At 74.6% G+C, this 16,254-nt stretch carries 14 protein-coding genes and 1 pseudogene; 6 read left to right on the top strand and 9 right to left on the bottom strand.

Features of this window, described 5'->3' with window-relative positions; all coding sequences use genetic code 11:
• Together ACWEQL_RS07755 and ACWEQL_RS07750 are read left to right on the top strand one after the other, a co-directional pair.
• Positions 1 to 2,255, top strand: a pseudogene (locus tag ACWEQL_RS07755) (hypothetical protein); the annotation flags it as partial.
• A gap of 107 nt (positions 2,256 to 2,362) precedes the next feature.
• Positions 2,363 to 3,292, top strand: coding sequence for a cellulose-binding protein (locus tag ACWEQL_RS07750; protein WP_452149290.1), 930 nt, complete (start codon positions 2,363 to 2,365; stop codon positions 3,290 to 3,292).
• A 100-nt stretch (positions 3,293 to 3,392) separates the two neighbouring features.
• Here ACWEQL_RS07750 and ACWEQL_RS07745 read toward each other — a convergent pair whose 3' ends face one another.
• Positions 3,393 to 3,707 (bottom strand): hypothetical protein, encoded by a 315-nt coding sequence (locus ACWEQL_RS07745; protein ID WP_452149289.1) that lies wholly within the window; start codon positions 3,705 to 3,707, stop codon positions 3,393 to 3,395.
• Positions 3,704 to 4,498, bottom strand: a complete 795-nt coding sequence (locus tag ACWEQL_RS07740) for an alpha/beta fold hydrolase (protein WP_452149288.1) — start codon at positions 4,496 to 4,498, stop codon at positions 3,704 to 3,706. Before ACWEQL_RS07740 ends, ACWEQL_RS07745 begins: the two co-directional genes overlap by 4 nt.
• Before the next feature lie 91 nt (positions 4,499 to 4,589).
• Here ACWEQL_RS07740 and ACWEQL_RS07735 point away from each other — a divergent pair, with 91 nt between their 5' ends.
• Both ACWEQL_RS07735 and ACWEQL_RS07730 read left to right on the top strand, forming a co-directional pair.
• Entirely contained in the window at positions 4,590 to 5,591 is a 1,002-nt protein-coding gene (locus ACWEQL_RS07735; RefSeq protein WP_452149287.1) for an ABC transporter ATP-binding protein, read from the top strand.
• A gap of 1 nt (position 5,592) precedes the next feature.
• Positions 5,593 to 6,354 (top strand): ABC transporter permease subunit, encoded by a 762-nt coding sequence (locus tag ACWEQL_RS07730; protein WP_452149286.1) that lies wholly within the window; start codon positions 5,593 to 5,595, stop codon positions 6,352 to 6,354.
• 40 nt (positions 6,355 to 6,394) lie between these two features.
• On the opposite strand, the gene ACWEQL_RS07725 is transcribed toward ACWEQL_RS07730, so the two are convergent.
• Positions 6,395 to 6,715 (bottom strand): ATP/GTP-binding protein, encoded by a 321-nt coding sequence (locus tag ACWEQL_RS07725; protein WP_452149285.1) that lies wholly within the window; start codon positions 6,713 to 6,715, stop codon positions 6,395 to 6,397.
• 248 nt (positions 6,716 to 6,963) lie between these two features.
• Here ACWEQL_RS07725 and ACWEQL_RS07720 point away from each other — a divergent pair, with 248 nt between their 5' ends.
• The gene (locus ACWEQL_RS07720) at positions 6,964 to 8,286 is read left to right on the top strand and encodes an LLM class flavin-dependent oxidoreductase (RefSeq protein ID WP_452149284.1); all 1,323 of its coding nucleotides are present in this window, start codon (positions 6,964 to 6,966) and stop codon (positions 8,284 to 8,286) included.
• A gap of 91 nt (positions 8,287 to 8,377) precedes the next feature.
• Here the strand turns inward: ACWEQL_RS07720 and ACWEQL_RS07715 are convergent, their stop codons facing one another.
• Positions 8,378 to 8,770 carry an SCO5389 family protein gene (locus ACWEQL_RS07715; RefSeq protein ID WP_452149283.1) on the bottom strand — a complete coding sequence of 131 codons (393 nt, stop codon included), beginning with the start codon at positions 8,768 to 8,770 and terminating at the stop codon, positions 8,378 to 8,380.
• A gap of 572 nt (positions 8,771 to 9,342) precedes the next feature.
• On the opposite strand from ACWEQL_RS07715, the gene nucS reads away from it, so the two are divergent.
• Positions 9,343 to 10,002: an endonuclease NucS gene (nucS, locus tag ACWEQL_RS07710; RefSeq protein WP_452149282.1), complete on the top strand. Its 660-nt coding sequence runs from the start codon at positions 9,343 to 9,345 to the stop codon at positions 10,000 to 10,002.
• Between the two features lie 64 nt (positions 10,003 to 10,066).
• Here nucS and ACWEQL_RS07705 read toward each other — a convergent pair whose 3' ends face one another.
• From ACWEQL_RS07705 to ACWEQL_RS07685, 5 genes are all read right to left on the bottom strand, one after another.
• The gene (locus ACWEQL_RS07705) at positions 10,067 to 12,307 is read right to left on the bottom strand and encodes an ATP-binding protein (protein WP_452149281.1); all 2,241 of its coding nucleotides are present in this window, start codon (positions 12,305 to 12,307) and stop codon (positions 10,067 to 10,069) included.
• Positions 12,308 to 12,576: 269 nt separating this feature from the next.
• Positions 12,577 to 12,921 (bottom strand): STAS domain-containing protein, encoded by a 345-nt coding sequence (locus ACWEQL_RS07700; protein WP_452149280.1) that lies wholly within the window; start codon positions 12,919 to 12,921, stop codon positions 12,577 to 12,579.
• Positions 12,922 to 13,254: 333 nt separating this feature from the next.
• Positions 13,255 to 14,124 (bottom strand): 3-hydroxyacyl-CoA dehydrogenase family protein, encoded by an 870-nt coding sequence (locus tag ACWEQL_RS07695; protein ID WP_452149279.1) that lies wholly within the window; start codon positions 14,122 to 14,124, stop codon positions 13,255 to 13,257.
• A gap of 179 nt (positions 14,125 to 14,303) precedes the next feature.
• The gene (locus ACWEQL_RS07690; protein WP_452149278.1) at positions 14,304 to 14,954 is read right to left on the bottom strand and encodes a response regulator; all 651 of its coding nucleotides are present in this window, start codon (positions 14,952 to 14,954) and stop codon (positions 14,304 to 14,306) included.
• A complete protein-coding gene (locus ACWEQL_RS07685; RefSeq protein WP_452149277.1) occupies positions 14,951 to 16,165 on the bottom strand; it encodes a sensor histidine kinase in 1,215 nt (404 codons plus the stop codon). The genes ACWEQL_RS07690 and ACWEQL_RS07685 overlap by 4 nt, the downstream gene beginning before the upstream one ends.
• Positions 16,166 to 16,254: the final 89 nt, after the last annotated feature.

The following is a 16,254-nucleotide window of genomic DNA, read 5'->3' as shown; positions in this document are numbered from 1 at the left end:
AGCTCACCGAGCGCACCGCCGCGGAGACCACCGCCCAGCGCGAGGCCGCCGAGGCCCACGCCGAACGCGTGCGCACCGAGGCCGAACAGGCCGCCGTCGAGCTCACCGAGACCACCGCCGCCGAGACCGCCCGCCTGCGCACCGAGGCCGAACAGGCGGCCGTCGAGCTCACCGAGCGCACCGCCGCGGAGACCACCGCCCAGCGCGAGGCCGCCGAGGCCCACGCCGAACGCGTGCGCACCGAGGCCGAACAGGCCGCCACCGAACTCGCCGAGACCACCGCCGCCGAGACCGCCCGCCTGCACGCCGAGGCCGAACAGGCGCTGGAGAGCGCCCGCGCCGCCGCCGAGGCCCGCGGGACGGAGGCCGCCGAGGCCGCGGCCGCGCTGCGCGAGCGGGCCGCCGCCGATCTGGCCCTCGCGTCGGAGCAGGCCGAGACCGTACGGGCCGAGGCCGGCCGGGAGCTGTCCACCGCCCGTGCCGACGCCGCGGCCGTCCGGGCCGAGGCGGACGGGGTGCTGGAGCAGGCCCGTACCGACGCCGACGAGCTGATCACGGCCGCCGGGGCCACCGCCGCCGAGCTGGTCGCCGCCGCCGAGGACGAGGCCGCCGAGGTCCGCCAGTCGGTGGCCGGCATGCACGAGGCCGCCTCGCAGCAGATCGCCGAGCTCCGGGCCCGCGCCGAGCGGGAGGCCGCCGAGACCGCCGAGCGGGCCGCCCGCGAGGCCGCCGAGGTGCGCGACACCGCCGGGCGCGAGACCACCGAGCAGCGGGCGCTGGCCGACCGCGAGACCGCCGACCTGCGGGCGCGCACCGAGGCCGAGGTGACCGCGCTGCGCGAGCAGACCGCGCTGGAGCTGGCCGCCGAGCGCGAGGCCGCCGAGGCCGAGCTCGCCCGGGACCGCGCCGAGGCGCAGGCGTACGACCTCGCGCTGCGTGCCGAGGCCGACGCCGAGCTGCGGGCCGCCCAGGAGGCCGCCGAGCAGCAGCGCGCCGAGTCCGTGGAGCGGGCCGCCCGGACGGTCGCCGACGGCGAGGAGCGGGCCTCGGCCACGGTCGCCGAGGCGGAGGAGTTCGCCGCCTCGCTGCGGGCCGAGGCCGAGGAGTACGCGCTGGCCACCCGCACCCTGGCGGACGACTACGACGCGGCCACCCACGCCCGTGCCAACGCCTACGACGCGGACACCCGCGAGGCGGCCGAGCAGTTCGACAAGGCCACCCGCGAGCAGGCCAGGACCGTCCTGGAGAAGGCCTTCGCGGACGCCGAGTCGCTCGGCGAGGACGCCCAGACCACCGCGCTGGCCACCACCGCCGCCGCCGAGGAGCAGGCCGACGCGATGGTTGCGGCGGCCCGCAAGGAGGCCGACCGGCTGGTCGCGGCCGGCGAGGCGGCCGGTCAGGGCGAGGTCGAGAAGGGCCGCTCCGACGCCGACGCGCTGCTCTCCGAGGCCCGCCGGGACGCCACCGCGATCCGCGAGCGCGCCGAGGAGCTGCGCGAGCGCACCGACGCCGAGGTCGAGGCCCTGCACGAGCGCGCCCGCAAGGAGAACGCGCAGGCCATGAAGTCGGCCGGCGAGCGGGTGGACGCCCTGGTCACGGCCGCGCAGGAGCAGCTGACCGAGGCCGAGGAGCAGGCGGTGGCCACCGTCGCCGAGGCCGAGGACCGGGCGGCGGCGCTGATCGAGGCCGCCGAGTCGCGCGCCTCGGAGCTGACCAGCGAGGCCTCCTCCGAGGCCAGCAAGGTCCGCATCGCCGCGGTCCGCAAGGCCGAGGGCCTGCTGAAGGAGGCCGAGCACAAGCTCGCCGACTCCACCGACCGCGCCGAGGCCCTGATCGTCAAGGCCGAGGCCAAGCTGAAGTCCGCCCAGGACGAGGCCGAGGAGAAGCTGGAGTCGGCGTCGTCGGAGGCCGACGAGCGGCTGCGGGCCGCCCAGGAGGCCGCCGACGAGCAGATCGAGCTGGCGAAGGCGGAGGCCGAGCGGCTGCTCACCGAGGCCCGCGCCGAGGCGAAGCGGGTCACCGACGAGGGCCGGCGCGAGCTGGAGGAACTGGTACGGCGCCGCAAGGACATCAACACCGAGATCTCCAGGGTGCAGGACGTGCTGTCCGCCCTGGAGGCGTTCGAGGCGCCGTCGCCGGTCGCACAGACCAACGGGGGAAGCAGTAACAAGAAGGACGGGGGCGCCAAGGCCGGAGCCGGAGTGGGCGCCCCGCGGTCGGGTGGCAATCGCTCCGGTGGCGCACCACCCGATTGAGCGGACATTCTCCGCGAGACATCGGCATTTCGCCGACGACACTCCGGTACCGTGTCAGGATTCCCTCAACCACCTCAGCGGTTTGACGACAGGAAGCCCAGAACCCCATGAGCGACAGTCACTCCCCTCACGGCTTCGACCTGGTGCGCCGTGGGTACGAGCGCGCCCAGGTCGACGAGCGGATCACCAAGCTGGTGGCCGACCGTGACAGCGCCCTGACCAGGATCAGCGCGCTGGAGAAGCGCATCGAGGAGCTCCACCTGGAGACCCAGACGGCCCAGGCCGCCGCGGTCGAGTCGGAGCCGTCCTACGCGGGTCTCGGCGCCCGGGTCGAGAAGATCCTGCGGCTCGCCGAGGAGGAGGCCAAGGACCTGCGCGAGGAGGCGCACCGCGCCGCCGAGCAGCACCGCGAGCTCGCCGAGGCGGCCGCCCAGCAGGTCCGCACCGAGGCCGAGAACTACGCCAAGGACCGCAAGGCCAAGGCCGAGGACGAGGGTCTGCGGATCGTCGACAAGGCCAAGAGCGACAGCGCCCAGCTGCGCGCCGAGGCCAACAAGGACGCCCAGAACAAGCGCGAGGAGGCGGACGCCCTCTTCGAGGACACCCGCACCAAGGCCGCCCAGGCCGCACTGGAGTTCGAGACCAACCTGGCCAAGCGCCGCGAGCAGTCCGAGCGCGACCTGGCGGCCCGTCAGGCCAAGGCCGAGAAGCGCCTGGCCGAGATCGAGCACCGGGCGGAGCAGCTGCGCCTGGAGGCCGAGAAGCTGCGCACCGACGCCGAGCGCCGCGCCCGCCAGACCGTCGAGACGGCCCAGCGCCAGTCCGAGGACATCGTGGCCGACGCCAACGCCAAGGCCGACCGCATCCGCAGCGAGTCCGAGCGCGAGCTGGCGGCGCTCACCAACCGCCGCGACAGCATCAACGCCCAGCTGACCAACGTCCGCGAGATGCTGGCGACGCTGACCGGCGCGGCCGTGGCCGCCGCCACGCTGCCCAACGACGACACCCTGGGCGTGCCCGCCCAGCAGTCGCGCTGACGCCGCCACCGCGGGCCCTCACCCTCCGGGGTGGGGGCCCGCGGTGTTTCCCGGCCCGCGGTGCCACCCGGCGTACGCGGGGGGCACGCGGGGCGCGCGGTCAGCGCGGGTAGGCCCCGTCCGGCCGCTGGTGGCCGCAGCTGAGCTGGTTGCCGTCGTCGTCCGAGACGGTGCCGAACCACGAGGTGCACCACACCGACACCGAGTCCGGCCAGTACTGCACCTCGAACGGGTGGCCCGGACCGTAGTCGCCGTACGAGGTGACGATGAAGGTCTCGCCCGGCCGCATCCAGTAGTCCTCCCCGAGCGGCTCCAGGGTCAGCTCGACCAGTTCCTCGCTGCGGTTGGTCACCGGCATCCGGCCGCTCACCTCCAGCGCGGAGAAGTCCCAGCCGGCCGTCTCCTCGGTGGTCATCCGGCCACCCGGGCCAGCAGCCGGCGCACGGCCGCGTTGAACTCCTCCGGCGCCTCCATGGCGCTCAGGTGACCCGCCCCGGGGATCACCGTCAGCTCGGCGTCCGGCGCCGCGGCCGCCATCAGCTCCGACTCGGCGGGCGGGGTCACGATGTCCGCCGACCCCACCACGACGGCCACCGGCACGGTGAGCCCGGCGAGCACCTCCCGGGTGTCCGTCCGGGCCGCCATCGCCCGCTGCGCCCAGGCGACGGACCGCGGCGGGGCCTGGCCGATCAGCTCCCGAACCCGCCCGGCCAGAGCGCCGGAGTCCGGGCCGAGCAGGGTCCGCTCCATCTTCTCCTCGATGAGCAGCGCCACGCTGTCCCGGGCGAGCACCGCGGAGGCGATCCGCTCCCGGTTGGCCCGGGCCGCCTCGGTGTCCTCGGTCGCCTTGGTGCCGGCCAGCAGCAGCCCGGACAGCCGCCCGGGGTGGCGGCGGGCGAAGGCCAGTGCCGCGTACCCGCCCATCGACAGCCCGCCGATCACCGCCCGCTCGATCCCGGCCGCGTCCAGCAGCAGCGCCACGTCGTCGGCGACCGCCTCCAGCGAGGGCTCCCCGCCGCCCAGTTCGGTGCCGCCGAAGCCCCGCTGGTCGGGGGCGAGCACCCGGGCCCCGTCCCCGGTCAGCCCCGGCAGTCCGTCCAGTTGGGCGCCCCACATCGAGGCGTTGAGGGGGAAGGCGTGCAGCAGCACGATCGGCGTTCCGGTACCGCTCTCGCGGACGGCCAACGCGGTGGGGAGCTGGGTCATGTGCTGAGCGTATGTAACCCGGCGGGCGGGCGCAGCCAACGGGACGCCATGTCCGATTTGTCATAGCCTGCCGAGAAGCAAGGGAGCGCGAATGATCGAGCTGCACGAACTGACGAAACGTTACGGCGACACCCTCGCCGTCGACGGGCTGAGCTTCCAGGTGCCGCCGGGCGTGGTCACCGGGTTCCTCGGCCCCAACGGCGCGGGCAAGTCCACCACCATGCGCATGATCCTCGACCTCGACCGGCCGACCTCCGGCCGGGTGACCCTCGACGGCAAGCGGTACGGCCACCTCAGCGAGCCGCTCAAGTACATCGGCGCGCTGCTGGAGGCCAAGGCCGTCCACCCCGGCCGCACCGCCCGCGACCACCTGCTCTGGCTCGCCCAGAGCAACCGCATCCCCACCGCCCGGGTGGACGAGGTGCTCGGCCTGGTCGGCCTCACCTCGGTCGCCCGCAAGCGCTCGCGCGGCTTCTCGCTCGGCATGGGCCAGCGCCTGGGCATCGCCTCCGCCCTGCTCGGCGACCCCGAGATCGTGATGTTCGACGAGCCGGTCAACGGGCTCGACCCCGAGGGCATCCTGTGGATCCGCAACCTCATGAAGCGCCTGGCCTCCGAGGGCCGGACCGTCTTCGTCTCCTCCCACCTGATGAGCGAGATGTCCCTCACCGCCGACCACCTGGTGGTGATCGGCAAGGGCCGGCTGCTCGCCGACCTCCCGATGTCCGAGTTCATCCGCCGCAACTCCCGCTCCGCCGTACGGCTGCGCAGCCCGCAGCCCGAGCGGCTGCTGGACGCGCTGGCCGCCGCCGGGGTGCGTCACGAACCCGGCCCCGACGGCTCGTACGAGGTGGTCGACGGCGACCTCGCCAAGCTCGGCGAGCTGGCCGCCGTCAACGGCGTGGTGCTGCACGAGCTGAGCCCGCAGCAGGCCTCGCTGGAGGAGGCGTTCATGCAGATGACGGCCGACTCGGTGGAGTACCACGCCGGGGAGGACGGCCCCGGGCACGACGCGGCCGGGGCGCCCGGCGCCTGGGGCGCCGACTGGCAGGCCGCCGGGGCGGCGCGCCGGGACCGACGGAAGGAGAAGTGAGATGTTCCCCGCCATCCTGCGCTCCGAGTGGACCAAGATCCGCAGCGTCCGCTCGACCATCTGGACGCTCGCGCTGACCTTCGTGGTCACCGTGGGTCTCGGCGCGCTGCTGTCGCTGCTCACCCACAACAACTACGAGGAGTTCACCCGGGGCGACCGCACCCCCTTCGACGCCACCGGCACCGCCTTCGCCGGCATCATTCTCGGCGAGCTCGCCATCATCGTCTTCGGCGTGCTGGCCGTGGGCAACGAGTACAGCACCGGCATGATCCGGGTCTCGCTGGCGGCCGTCCCGCAGCGCGGCACCCTGCTGACCGGCAAGGTCGTCGTGCTCGGGGCGCTGGCCCTGGCGGTGTCGCTGGTGACCGCCTTCGTGACCTTCTTCATCGGACAGGCGCTGCTCGGCTCGCACTCCACCGACCTCGGCGAGCCGCACGTGCTGCGCGCGGTCCTCGGGGCGGCGCTGTACCTGACGATGCTCTGCCTGTTCTCGGCCGGCGTCACCGCGATGCTGCACAACCAGACGCTGGCGCTGGGCGTGCTGGTGCCGTTCTTCTTCCTGCTCTCCCCGATCCTCTCGGCGGTGCCGAAGGTCAAGACGCTGGCGCACTACTTCCCCGACTACGCGGGCTCCCGGATGCTGCTGGTGTACGAGCAGCAGGACCAGCCGTACGGGCCGTGGTCCGGCTTCCTGATCTGCCTGACCTGGACCCTGGCCGCCCTGGTGGGCGGCGCGCTGGTGCTGAAGAAGCGCGACGCCTGACGGCCCGCCGGGGGGCGTGCCCCGGCTCAAACTCAGGACACTAGTACCGCGGAGCGCCGCGCCCCCGCTGGAGGTTGGAGGCGCGGCGCTCGCGCGCTCCCCAGCAGGCGCGGTGCCAGTGCCGGCGGTCGTCCACCCCGGCGCCGTGCAGCGGCCAGGCCACCACGTGGCCGACGCCCGGCGGGATCTCCTGGTCGCAGCCCGGGCAGCGGTAGGAGCGGCCCGAGGTGCCGGCCACCGTCTGCACCACCCAGTCGTCGCCCCCGTAGCTCTCGGTGCGGCGCAGCGAGCCTCCGAGCGGAGCCGCGGGGCCGGACTCCTCGCGGTCGGCGGCGCTCTTGATCCGATTGCGGCGGGGCACGGCGGACTACCTCTCTGCGGCGGGCTCGGGACCGTTCCAGACTACGGCCGCGGCGCCCTCCCCCGGGCCACAATCCGGGCATCGGCGCCCCTATCACGGCATCGCCGGGTACTCGGGTGTTTCCGGTGAGAAACACCCGTTCTCCTGGGAAATTCGTGGTTCAGCGTGCCATTGGCACATGACATGGGTTACTCACGAGGGGACAGGCGGGGCTCGCAGACCCTGCGCGCACCCCAGGAGGACCGAGGATGACCAAGACCAGCGCCCGAGAGCAGGCCCGCCGGCCCGTCGGGGTCCGCCCGCCCGCCCCCGGCCCGGCGATGCCGCCCACCGATCCGGTGGCCGCGCCCGGCACGCCGCTGCCCGTACCGAAGCGCCCCGCCGACCGGCCCTCCGGCACCGCGCCGGTCCGGGTCGGCGCCTTCCTGCTCTCCGCCCAGTTCCCCGGCCAGAGCCACGGGGAGGTGCTCGACCGCACCGTCCGCGCCGCCGTCGAGGCCGAACGCGCCGGGCTGGACTCGGTCTGGCTGGCGGAGCACCACTTCGTCCCGTACGGGGTCTGCCCGAACGCCGCGACGCTCGCCGGGCTGCTGCTCGGCCGCACCCGGCGGATCGGCGTGGGCACCGCGGTCAGCGTGCTGTCCACCGCGCACCCGGTGACGCTCGGCGAGCAGGCCGCGCTGCTGCACCTGACCTCGGGCGGCCGGTTCACCCTCGGGGTCGGCCGCGGCGGCCCGTGGATCGACCTGGACGTCTTCGGCAGCGGCGTGGAGGCCTTCGAGAAGGGCTTCCCCGAGCGGCTGGACCTGCTGATGCGCTGGCTGCGCGACACCCGGGTCGGCGCCGACGGCCCGCAGTTCAGCTTCCCCGAGGTGGCGGTGGTGCCCCGGGCGGGCGAGCCGGTGCGCCGGCCGGAGCTCGGTGCCTGGCTCGGCCTCGGCGAGCAGGCCGCCGGCCGCCCGCCGGTGCTGCGCTTCCCGCGCCAGCGCACCAACGAGGAGGACCTCGGCGCCGGGGAGGCGGCCACCGCCGGCCGGGCGGAGTCCGGTCCACCGGTCGTGGTCGCCTGCACCTCCCCCAACGGGGTCCGGCTGGCCGCCGAGCGCGGGCTGCCGATGCTGCTCGGCATGCACTCCGGCGACGACGACAAGCTCCACATGCTGGAGCTCTACCGCACCGCCTGGCTGGCCGCCGGGCGCGGCGAGGAGCAGCTGCGGCGGGTCTCCCTGCAGCACGTGGCCGCCGGCGTGGCCCAGGTCGACGACCGTACCTCCGCGGCCCGGGCCACCCTGTTGCGCGCGATGCCCGGCTGGTTCGAGTACGGGCTCGGCGCGCACCGCACGGTGGACGGCCGGGAGCGCAAGATGCGCGACCCGCGCCAGTACACCGAACTCCTCTGCGACCTGCACGCGGTGGGCACCCCGAAGCAGTGCGCCGACCGGCTGCTGGCCACCGCCGAGCGCACCGGGATCCGGCGCTTCGCGCTGCTCGCCGAGGGCAGCGGCGACCGCGAGGCCACGCTGCACAACATCGCCCGGCTCGGCTCCGAGGTGCTGCCCCAGCTGGGCTGAGGCGGACCGGACGGAGCCGACCGGGCAGGGACGGACGCCCGGGCCGCCCCTGCCCCGGGGAACCGGGGGACGGGGGCGGCCCGGTGGGCACTCAGCAGTCGCGGAGTTCCTCGGACTGGTTGAGCAGCTGCTCCCGCACGGAGGTGAACCGGTCGAAGCGCGCCTCGTTGGCGCCCGACGGCAGGAACACCGCCACCCGGTGGCAGTTCTGGAAGGCCAGCCGGACGCCGAAGTGCCGCTGCAGGGCACCGCGGATGGCGTCGCTGGCGAGGGCGCGCAGCAGCTGGCCGCGGGCCTGCTCGCTGGGCGGCGGTACGTGGTTGTCGGCGAAGTCGGTGCCGTCGACCTTCGCCTGGGCGACCAGCGAACTGATCAGCTCCCAGGCGTACGGCAGCGAGACGCGGACGCAGTCGACGAACTCCCGCTCGTCGACCTCGCCCCGCTCGGCCTTCTCCAGCAGGGCCGGTGAGACGTCGAGCGACATGGGTTCTCCTCTCAGGGGCCACCCGGGCGGGCGCGCGGGTGGTCGTGCGTGATCCGTGCTGAGGGTGCGTGGAGTGCTTGAGAGTGCTGAGCGTGTGCTTGCGGGTGCTGAGCGTGTGCGTGAAGTGCCGGGTGGTGCCTGACGTACGGGACGTGCCTGGGTGGGTGGAGCCTCGGGAGGGTGATCGCGCGTGCTGTCCGGAACGCCGTGGGACGGTCGTTTCCGGCACCGCGCGGGGGCGGCGCCGCCCGGTGGCGGCAACCGCTCACAACAGCGTGGCAGCCATCGGTGAGCAGGACCGGGGATTCCTGGGGATTGCTCCGGAAAACCGCCCCCGTGCACCAGATTGGCCAGATCCTGTCGGACCGTTCATCTGAAGTTCTCCGTCCCCGTTGACAGCGCCCCCGCACGCATGCCGTCACACACGGTAGCGACCCGCGGGTGGGGACGCCAGAGGGCGTGCGCGACGGCGCGGGGAACGCCGGATCTCCATGGTCGCGGCGTTCGCGGTTTCTTCACCCGCCTGTCGCGGAATCGCATCAACTGGCCCCGGTGGGCTAGCGTGGTCGACCGTGCGTCTCGTAATTGCCCGCTGCTCAGTCGACTATGCCGGTCGGCTCTCCGCCCATCTGCCCTCCGCCACCAGGCTCATCCTGGTCAAGGCCGACGGCAGCGTCAGCATCCACGCCGACGACCGCGCCTACAAGCCGCTCAACTGGATGTCACCGCCGTGCGCCCTGCGCGAGGCCGAGGGCGTCTGGACGGTGGAGAACAAGGCCGGCGAGAAGCTCATCATCACGCTGGAGGAGGTGCTGCACGACTCCTCCCACGAGCTCGGGGTGGACCCCGGCCTGATCAAGGACGGCGTCGAGGCACACCTCCAGGAGCTGCTCGCGGACCGGATGGAGGTGCTCGGTGCCGGCTGGTCGCTGATCCGCCGCGAGTACCCGACCGCGATCGGCCCGGTCGACATCCTCTGCCGTGACGCCGACGGGGCCACCGTCGCCGTGGAGATCAAGCGCCGTGGCGAGATCGACGGCGTCGAGCAGCTCACCCGCTACCTGGAGCTGCTCAACCGCGACCCGCTGCTGGCCCCGGTGAAGGGCGTCTTCGCCGCGCAGGAGATCAAGCCCCAGGCCCGGGTGCTGGCCACCGACCGGGGCATCGGCTGCGTCGTGCTGGACTACGACGGGCTGCGCGGCATCGACGACGACAAGCTGAAGCTGTTCTGACCGCCCCCGCCCGGCACCCGTGCCGGGCCCGGCGGGCCCTTTGGCCCGTCGCCCCCGCGGACCGTCAGGTCCCGGTCGGCGACGGGCCGGTCGGCGTCGGGGTGGGGCTCGCCGTGGTCGGGGCGGGCGTCGGGGTCGGTGTGGTCGGTACCGGCTGGGGCACCGTCGGCTGGGGCACCGTCGGCTGCGGTACGGGCGGCTGCGGCTGGCCCGGGCCCGGCGGCTGCGTCGTCCCGGGCGAGGCGGACGGCGACCTGCTCGGGCGCTTGCCGGACGCCGAGGGCGACGGCCCGGTGCTGCTCGCCGACGGTTCCGGGGTGGCCTCGGTGGCCGCCGGGGACTCCGGGGTCTGCGTCCCCGTGGCGTCCGGCGCCGTCGAGGTGGCGCCGCCGCTCGGGCGGACCGACGGCATGCCGCCGGGCGGCAGCACGTCGTCCATGACCCCGTGGTCGGTGCCGCCCCGCTCCCCCTCCGATCCGGAGACGCTCAGCGCGACCGACGTCCCGAGCACACCGATCGCGAACACGGCCGCCGAGGCGGCGACCACCGCGCGCCTGGCCGACGCCCTGCTCTTCTGATGGTTCTTGAAGCGCCACGGCACCTGGGCGGCGATCGCCCGGATCACCGGCCGCCGGACCGCCGGGTCGGCCGGCGCGGCGGGCAGCTGCCGGCCCTCGGCGCGCAGCAGGTCCAGCATCCGGCGGGCGGACGCCGCCCCGCGGGGCTCGCCGATCGCGCCGCGCAGGGCGAGCGCCGCCTCCAGCTCGGTCATCGCGCGGGCCGGGGCCTGGACGCAGACCGCGTACACGCCCAGCTCGTGGTGGAACCAGGCCTCGTCCGAGGCGGAGGAGACCCTGCGGGCGGCCTCCAGGCCGAGCTGCAGGGCCCGTTCCCAGGCGCCCCAGCGCAGCGCCAGGGCCAGCGCGGGGGCGGCGGCGCGGGCCAGCCGCAGCACCTCCCGGTGCCGACCGGCGGCCCGGTCCGCGAGCAGCACGCCGATCACCACCTCGGCCTCGGCGGCGATCTGCCGGGTGGAGACCGAGGCGTGGCCGACCCACCAGGCGAAGTGCTGGGCGGCGCCGTCGGTGCTGCCCTCGGCCGGCCAGTGCGGGGCGAGCAGTTCCAGGGCGCCGGCGGTCAGCCGGTGGTGGCCGCCGATGGACACCGCCAGCCCGCAGTCGGCGAGTTCGTGCAGGGCGCTCTCGCCCTGGCCGACGTCGATCAGCGCGGGCAGGTGCGGGGCCGTCGGACATTCGCCGCCGAGCGCCACCGCGAGCCGCAGCACGGCCTGCGCGGGCTCGCTGAGGCCCTCCGCGAGCCGGACCGCGGGGGCGGCGCTCTCGGCGACCGAGGGCAGCGGGACGTCCTTGCGCAGCCGGCTCTCGCGCACCGCCGGGTCCGGGTGCTGGACGGGCCCCACCACGGCGCCGAAGACGTCGAAGCGGTCCTCCTCGGCGGCGACCAGCGCGTCCACCGCGACGTCCCGCTGGCGCAGCAGCGCGGCCGCCTGCACGAAGCGCAGCGGCAGCCCCTCGGACTCGAACCAGAGGTCGACCGCCCAGGCCCGTTCGGCCTCGTCCAGCGGACGGCCGGCCAGCCGGGCGGTGAGCGCGAGACAGGCGGGCCGGGAGAGCCCGGCGACCAGGTGGTCCTGGAGCCGGGAGCCGGCCGGCAGGGCCGGGCTGTCGGGGGCGACCGATATCAGGAAGGCGCAGCCGGGGGCGGCGGCGAGCAGCTGCTCCAGCTCGGCCCCGGCCGGCTCGGCCTCGTCGATGACCACCACGGCGCCGATCCCGGCCAGGTACTGGTCGAGCCGGCCGGGCTCCGGGCGGTAGTCGGGGGCGTGGTGGGTGGCGGCGAAGAGGTCCTGGAGCAGGTCGGCGGCGGTCCGGTGGTGGCCGCAGAGCTGGACGACGCCGTCCGGCGCGAGGTCCCCGGCGGCCTCGGCGACCGCGGACAGCAGCGAGCTGCGGCCGGAGCCGGCCTGTCCGACCAGCCGGACCGATCGGCCCTCGGAGAGCAGACCGAGCAACTGGGCCACGTCCGCCTCGCGGTCGAGCAGCGGGAGGTCGGCCGCGCCCGCGCCCAGTGCGAGCGGTCCGACCGAGCGGCCGGCGCCGCCGGCCGGACCGCGGGCCTTCTCGCCCCGTCCGGAGCGGCGCGGCGCGGGCCGCCACTCCTCCGGGCAGGGGCGCACCTCGGAGCCGTCCGGGGTGCCCACGGTCACCAGGAGGCCGCCCGAGACCAGCTCCCCGCTGCGGGCGCGCACGCCTTCCTGCCGGAACTCACCGGATGGCTGTCCCACGTTCTGCTCCGCCCCTGAACCCCAGTCCGACCGCACGGGCAACCCCCGGCCGGCCGTCTTTCTGACGGCAGACTCTTGCACATCCGCCGCCGGCCGCACAGCGCGGTCCCGTCCCGGAGTGGTACATCGGGTACGACCGGGCCTCCGGCCTGCGGAAACGGTCCTCGGGGCGGGCGGTGGCCCGCGGGAGGCGGCAGGGCGTCGGGGAGGGAGGGCCCCCGGGCGGGAGGGCCGGGCGGCGGGTGCCGGGCCGGGTGGCGCGGAGGGTGTCAGACCGCCGGGCCGAGGGCCGGCAGGGTCGCGCCGAGCGGCTCGGGGACGGCGCCCTCGACCGCGAGGATGCGGTGCAGCCGGGTGGCCACCAGCAGGCGCTGGAGCTGGGCGGGCACGGAGCGCAGCACCAGGCGGCGGCCGAGCCGGCCGGCCCGCCGGTGGGTGCCCATGATCACGCCGAGGCCGGTGGCGTCCCAGGACTCCAGCCGGGAGAGGTCGAGCACGAGGTCGTCCAGCCCGCCGTCGACGGCCTGGTGCAGCCGCGCCCTGGCGTCGGCGGCGGTGCGCACGTCGAGGCGGCCCTCGATGGCCAGCGCCCTCTGGTCGCCGGTGATGCGCATGCTCTCCTCCTCCGTCTGGCAGGCCTGGTTCGGGATCCGGTTTCAGAAGATGTGCCATCCGGGCGGGCATCGCCCCGCGCCCGGGCTCCCGGCCGAAAGCCGGGCTCCCCCTCATCTGACGGCCGACCAGGTCCGTAGGTTGCTGGTTTCGGCCAGATCTGAAGCAACTTCACTCGTCCGAGGGAATATACGCAGTAACTCCCCAGACCTACGCTCGATTACCGCCCAAATCACCCGTCTGCGGCACCCGGCGTGAGGAAACTCACCCGCGCCGCCCGTCCGGCCCGTACGATGCTCCGACCGCACGGCCCGGACGGCGGGCGCGGGCTGTGTTCAGCCCTGGTAGCCGTAGAAGCCGCGGCCGCTCTTGCGGCCCAGGTCGCCGGCGGTGACCATGCGCGCCATGATCTCCGGCGCGGCGAACTTCTCGTCCTGGGTCTCGTTGTAGATGTTCCGCGCGGCGTGCAGCAGGATGTCCACGCCGGTCAGGTCGGCGGTCTGCAGCGGGCCCATCGCGTGGCCGAAACCGAGGCGGCAGGCGGTGTCGATGTCCTCGGCGCTGGCCACGCCCGACTCGTACAGCTTCGCGGCCTCGACGACCAGCGCGGTGATCAGGCGGGTGGTGACGAAGCCGGCCACGTCGCGGTTGACCACCACGACCTCCTTGCCGACGCCCTCGGCGTAGGCGCGGACGGTGGCCAGGGTCTCGTCGCTGGTCTTGTAGCCGCGGACCAGCTCGACCAGCTTCATCATCGGCACCGGCGAGAAGAAGTGGACGCCGACGACCGACTCGGGGCGCCCGGTGGCGGCCGCGATCCGGGTGATCGGGATGGCGGAGGTGTTGGAGGCCAGGACGGCGCCGTCCTTCGCGATCTTGTCGAGCTCGCGGAAGACGCCCTCCTTGACCTCCAGCTGCTCGAAGACCGCCTCGACCACGATGTCGGCCTCGGCGACCGCGCCCAGGTCGGTGGTGGTGGTGATCCGGCCGAGCGCCGCCTCGGCGTCCTCGGCGCTCAGCCGGCCCTTGGCGACGAACTTGTCGTACGAGGCCCGGATGCCCGCCAGACCGCGCTGGAGGGCCTCCTCCGTGACGTCGCGCAGCACCACCGGGTGACCGGCCTGGGCGGAGACCTGGGCGATGCCGGCGCCCATCAGCCCGGCGCCGATCACGGCGATCTGCTGGTTGCTGGACACGTTGCTCATGGCGGGTCTCCCGGTGCCGTCGCCGCCCTTAGGCGGGGCCTGAAGGCGGCTCAGGGCAGGGGTCACCGCCGGGAGCCGCGTTGCTCAGGCCGGACTTTAGTGCCCGTACGGGCACTTTGGTGCCATCCGAGAGTGTGATCTGCGCCGGGCACGCACCACCCGCGGGCCGGCCGGGGCGCTCAGACCTGCAGCCCGAGGTCCTGCGCCAGGATCGCCGCCTGCACCCGGCTGCGCAGCTCCAGCTTGGCCAGGATCCGGCTGACGTGGGTCTTGGTGGTCGCCTCGGCCATCGCCAGCCGGCCGGCGATCTCGCCGTTGGACATCCCCGCGCCGATGCAGGCCAGCACCTCCCGCTCGCGCGGGGTGAGCCCGGCCACGGCGGCCCTGGCGTCGGGGCCCGCCAGCCGGTCCGGACGGGCGAAGGCGCCGATCAGCCGGCGGGTGACCGAGGGCGCCAGCATGCCGTCCCCGCGCGCCACCGTGCGGATGCCCTCGATCAGGGTGTCCGCCTCCAGGTCCTTGAGCAGGAAGCCCGCCGCGCCGGCCCGCAGCGCGCCGTAGACGTACTCGTCGAGGTCGAAGGTGGTCAGGACGAGCACCTGGGCGGCGCCCGCGGCCACCACCGCCCGGGTGGCCTCGACACCGTCGAGCCGGGGCATCTGGACGTCCATCAGGACCACGTCGGGCTTCAGCTCCAGCGCCAGGCGCACCGCCTCCTCCCCGTCGGCGGCCTGCCCGACCACCTCCAGGTCCTCCTCGGCCCGCAGGATCATCACCAGCGCCGCCCGGACCGCCGCCTGGTCCTCGGCCACCAGCACCCGGATCGTCATGCCCCGCCCTCGTCTTCCTTGGTCACCAGGGCGCGCGGCAGCACCGCGCGCACGCTCCACAGGTCCCCCCGAGGCCCGGCCTCGAAGCCGCCGCCGAGCAGTCCGGCCCGCTCCCCCATGCCGACCAGGCCCGCCCGCGCGCCCGGCAACGAACGGCCCGCCTCCGCCCGGTACGGGCTGTCGACGGTGATCAGCAGCTCCTCCGGACGGTACTCCAGCCGGACCAGGACCCGCCCCGGACCGGCGTGCTTGAGCGCGTTGGTCAGCGACTCCTGGACGATCCGGTACGCCGCCAGCTCCACCGGCACCGGCAGGTCCCCGCGCTCGCCCTCCTCGGCCAGCTCGAAGTCCAGGCCGACGTCCCGGCCGGCCGCCCCCGCCTTGGCCAGCAGGGCGTCCACCGCGTCCAGGTCGGGCGCCGCGTAGGACTCGTCGACCTCTCCCCCGCCGCTGTCGCGCAGCAGTCCGATCATGCGACGCATTTCGGCCAAACCCTGGACGCTGTTCTCGCGGATCACCCCGAGCGCCTGGACCAGCGGGTCGTCCTCCGGCCGCCGCTGACGGCGGGACAGCGACTGGGCGCCGGTGGCGTGGATCGCGATGGCCGACAGGTGATTGGCCACCACATCGTGCAGCTCGCGGGCCATCCGCGCCCGTTCGGCGACCACCGCCTCGCGGCGGTCCATCTCGGAGAGCAGCGCGGTCTGCTCGGCCCGCAGCCGCTCGTCCTCGGCGCGCTCCCGGTGGTGGCGGACCACGTCGCCGGTCCACACCGGGAAGAGGAAGATCGTCCCGGCGATCGCCACCACGGACAGCGCCGCGCCCACCTCGCCGTAGACGAAGGTCAGCCCGGAGAGGATCACCACCGAGGCGATCCCGGTCGCGTGCAGGATCCGCGACATCCGCCGGGTGCCGTGCACCACCGCCGCGTAGAGCAGGTCGGTGTACATCAGGATGCTGGGGATCAGCGCCCCGCAGAAGATGTTGGCCACGAAGAGCGCGCCGCCGACCGACACCGTGAGGATCGGCCGGGTGCGGCGGAACAGCTCCAGCACCGAGAAGCCGACCAGCGGCAGCACCACCAGCCAGCGCGGGACGGCGGAGGCGTTGTCGTACACCCGGAAGGCGATCATCAGCAGGCCGCCGAGCAGGCCGGCGAGGGCGATGACGCGGTCCTCCTGCCGCGGGGCGAGGCTGTTCGCTTTGAGCACCCGCCCATCTCATCATCCCCGGGTGGGCCCGCGGCACCGGAGCGGAGGAGGATCCCGGTACATCGAAAGATGCAGTCGGGATTCGATCC

Source organism: Kitasatospora sp. NPDC004240 (assembly GCF_053603215.1).
Note: the sequence above shows the minus strand (reverse complement) of the source record. Positions and strands in the feature narration are given on the sequence as shown.

What these genes read in the sequence shown, in the direction of transcription:
- ACWEQL_RS07750 (WP_452149290.1), top strand. Translation starts at nt 2,363, where the DNA reads ATGAGCGACAGTCACTCCCCTCACGGCTTCGACCTGGTGCGCCGTGGG.
- ACWEQL_RS07745 (WP_452149289.1), bottom strand. Translation starts at nt 3,707, where the DNA reads ATGACCACCGAGGAGACGGCCGGCTGGGACTTCTCCGCGCTGGAGGTG.
- ACWEQL_RS07740 (WP_452149288.1), bottom strand. Translation starts at nt 4,498, where the DNA reads ATGACCCAGCTCCCCACCGCGTTGGCCGTCCGCGAGAGCGGTACCGGA.
- ACWEQL_RS07735 (WP_452149287.1), top strand. Translation starts at nt 4,590, where the DNA reads ATGATCGAGCTGCACGAACTGACGAAACGTTACGGCGACACCCTCGCC.
- ACWEQL_RS07730 (WP_452149286.1), top strand. Translation starts at nt 5,593, where the DNA reads ATGTTCCCCGCCATCCTGCGCTCCGAGTGGACCAAGATCCGCAGCGTC.
- ACWEQL_RS07720 (WP_452149284.1), top strand. Translation starts at nt 6,964, where the DNA reads ATGACCAAGACCAGCGCCCGAGAGCAGGCCCGCCGGCCCGTCGGGGTC.
- ACWEQL_RS07715 (WP_452149283.1), bottom strand. Translation starts at nt 8,770, where the DNA reads ATGTCGCTCGACGTCTCACCGGCCCTGCTGGAGAAGGCCGAGCGGGGC.
- ACWEQL_RS07700 (WP_452149280.1), bottom strand. Translation starts at nt 12,921, where the DNA reads ATGCGCATCACCGGCGACCAGAGGGCGCTGGCCATCGAGGGCCGCCTC.
- ACWEQL_RS07695 (WP_452149279.1), bottom strand. Translation starts at nt 14,124, where the DNA reads ATGAGCAACGTGTCCAGCAACCAGCAGATCGCCGTGATCGGCGCCGGG.
- ACWEQL_RS07690 (WP_452149278.1), bottom strand. Translation starts at nt 14,954, where the DNA reads ATGACGATCCGGGTGCTGGTGGCCGAGGACCAGGCGGCGGTCCGGGCG.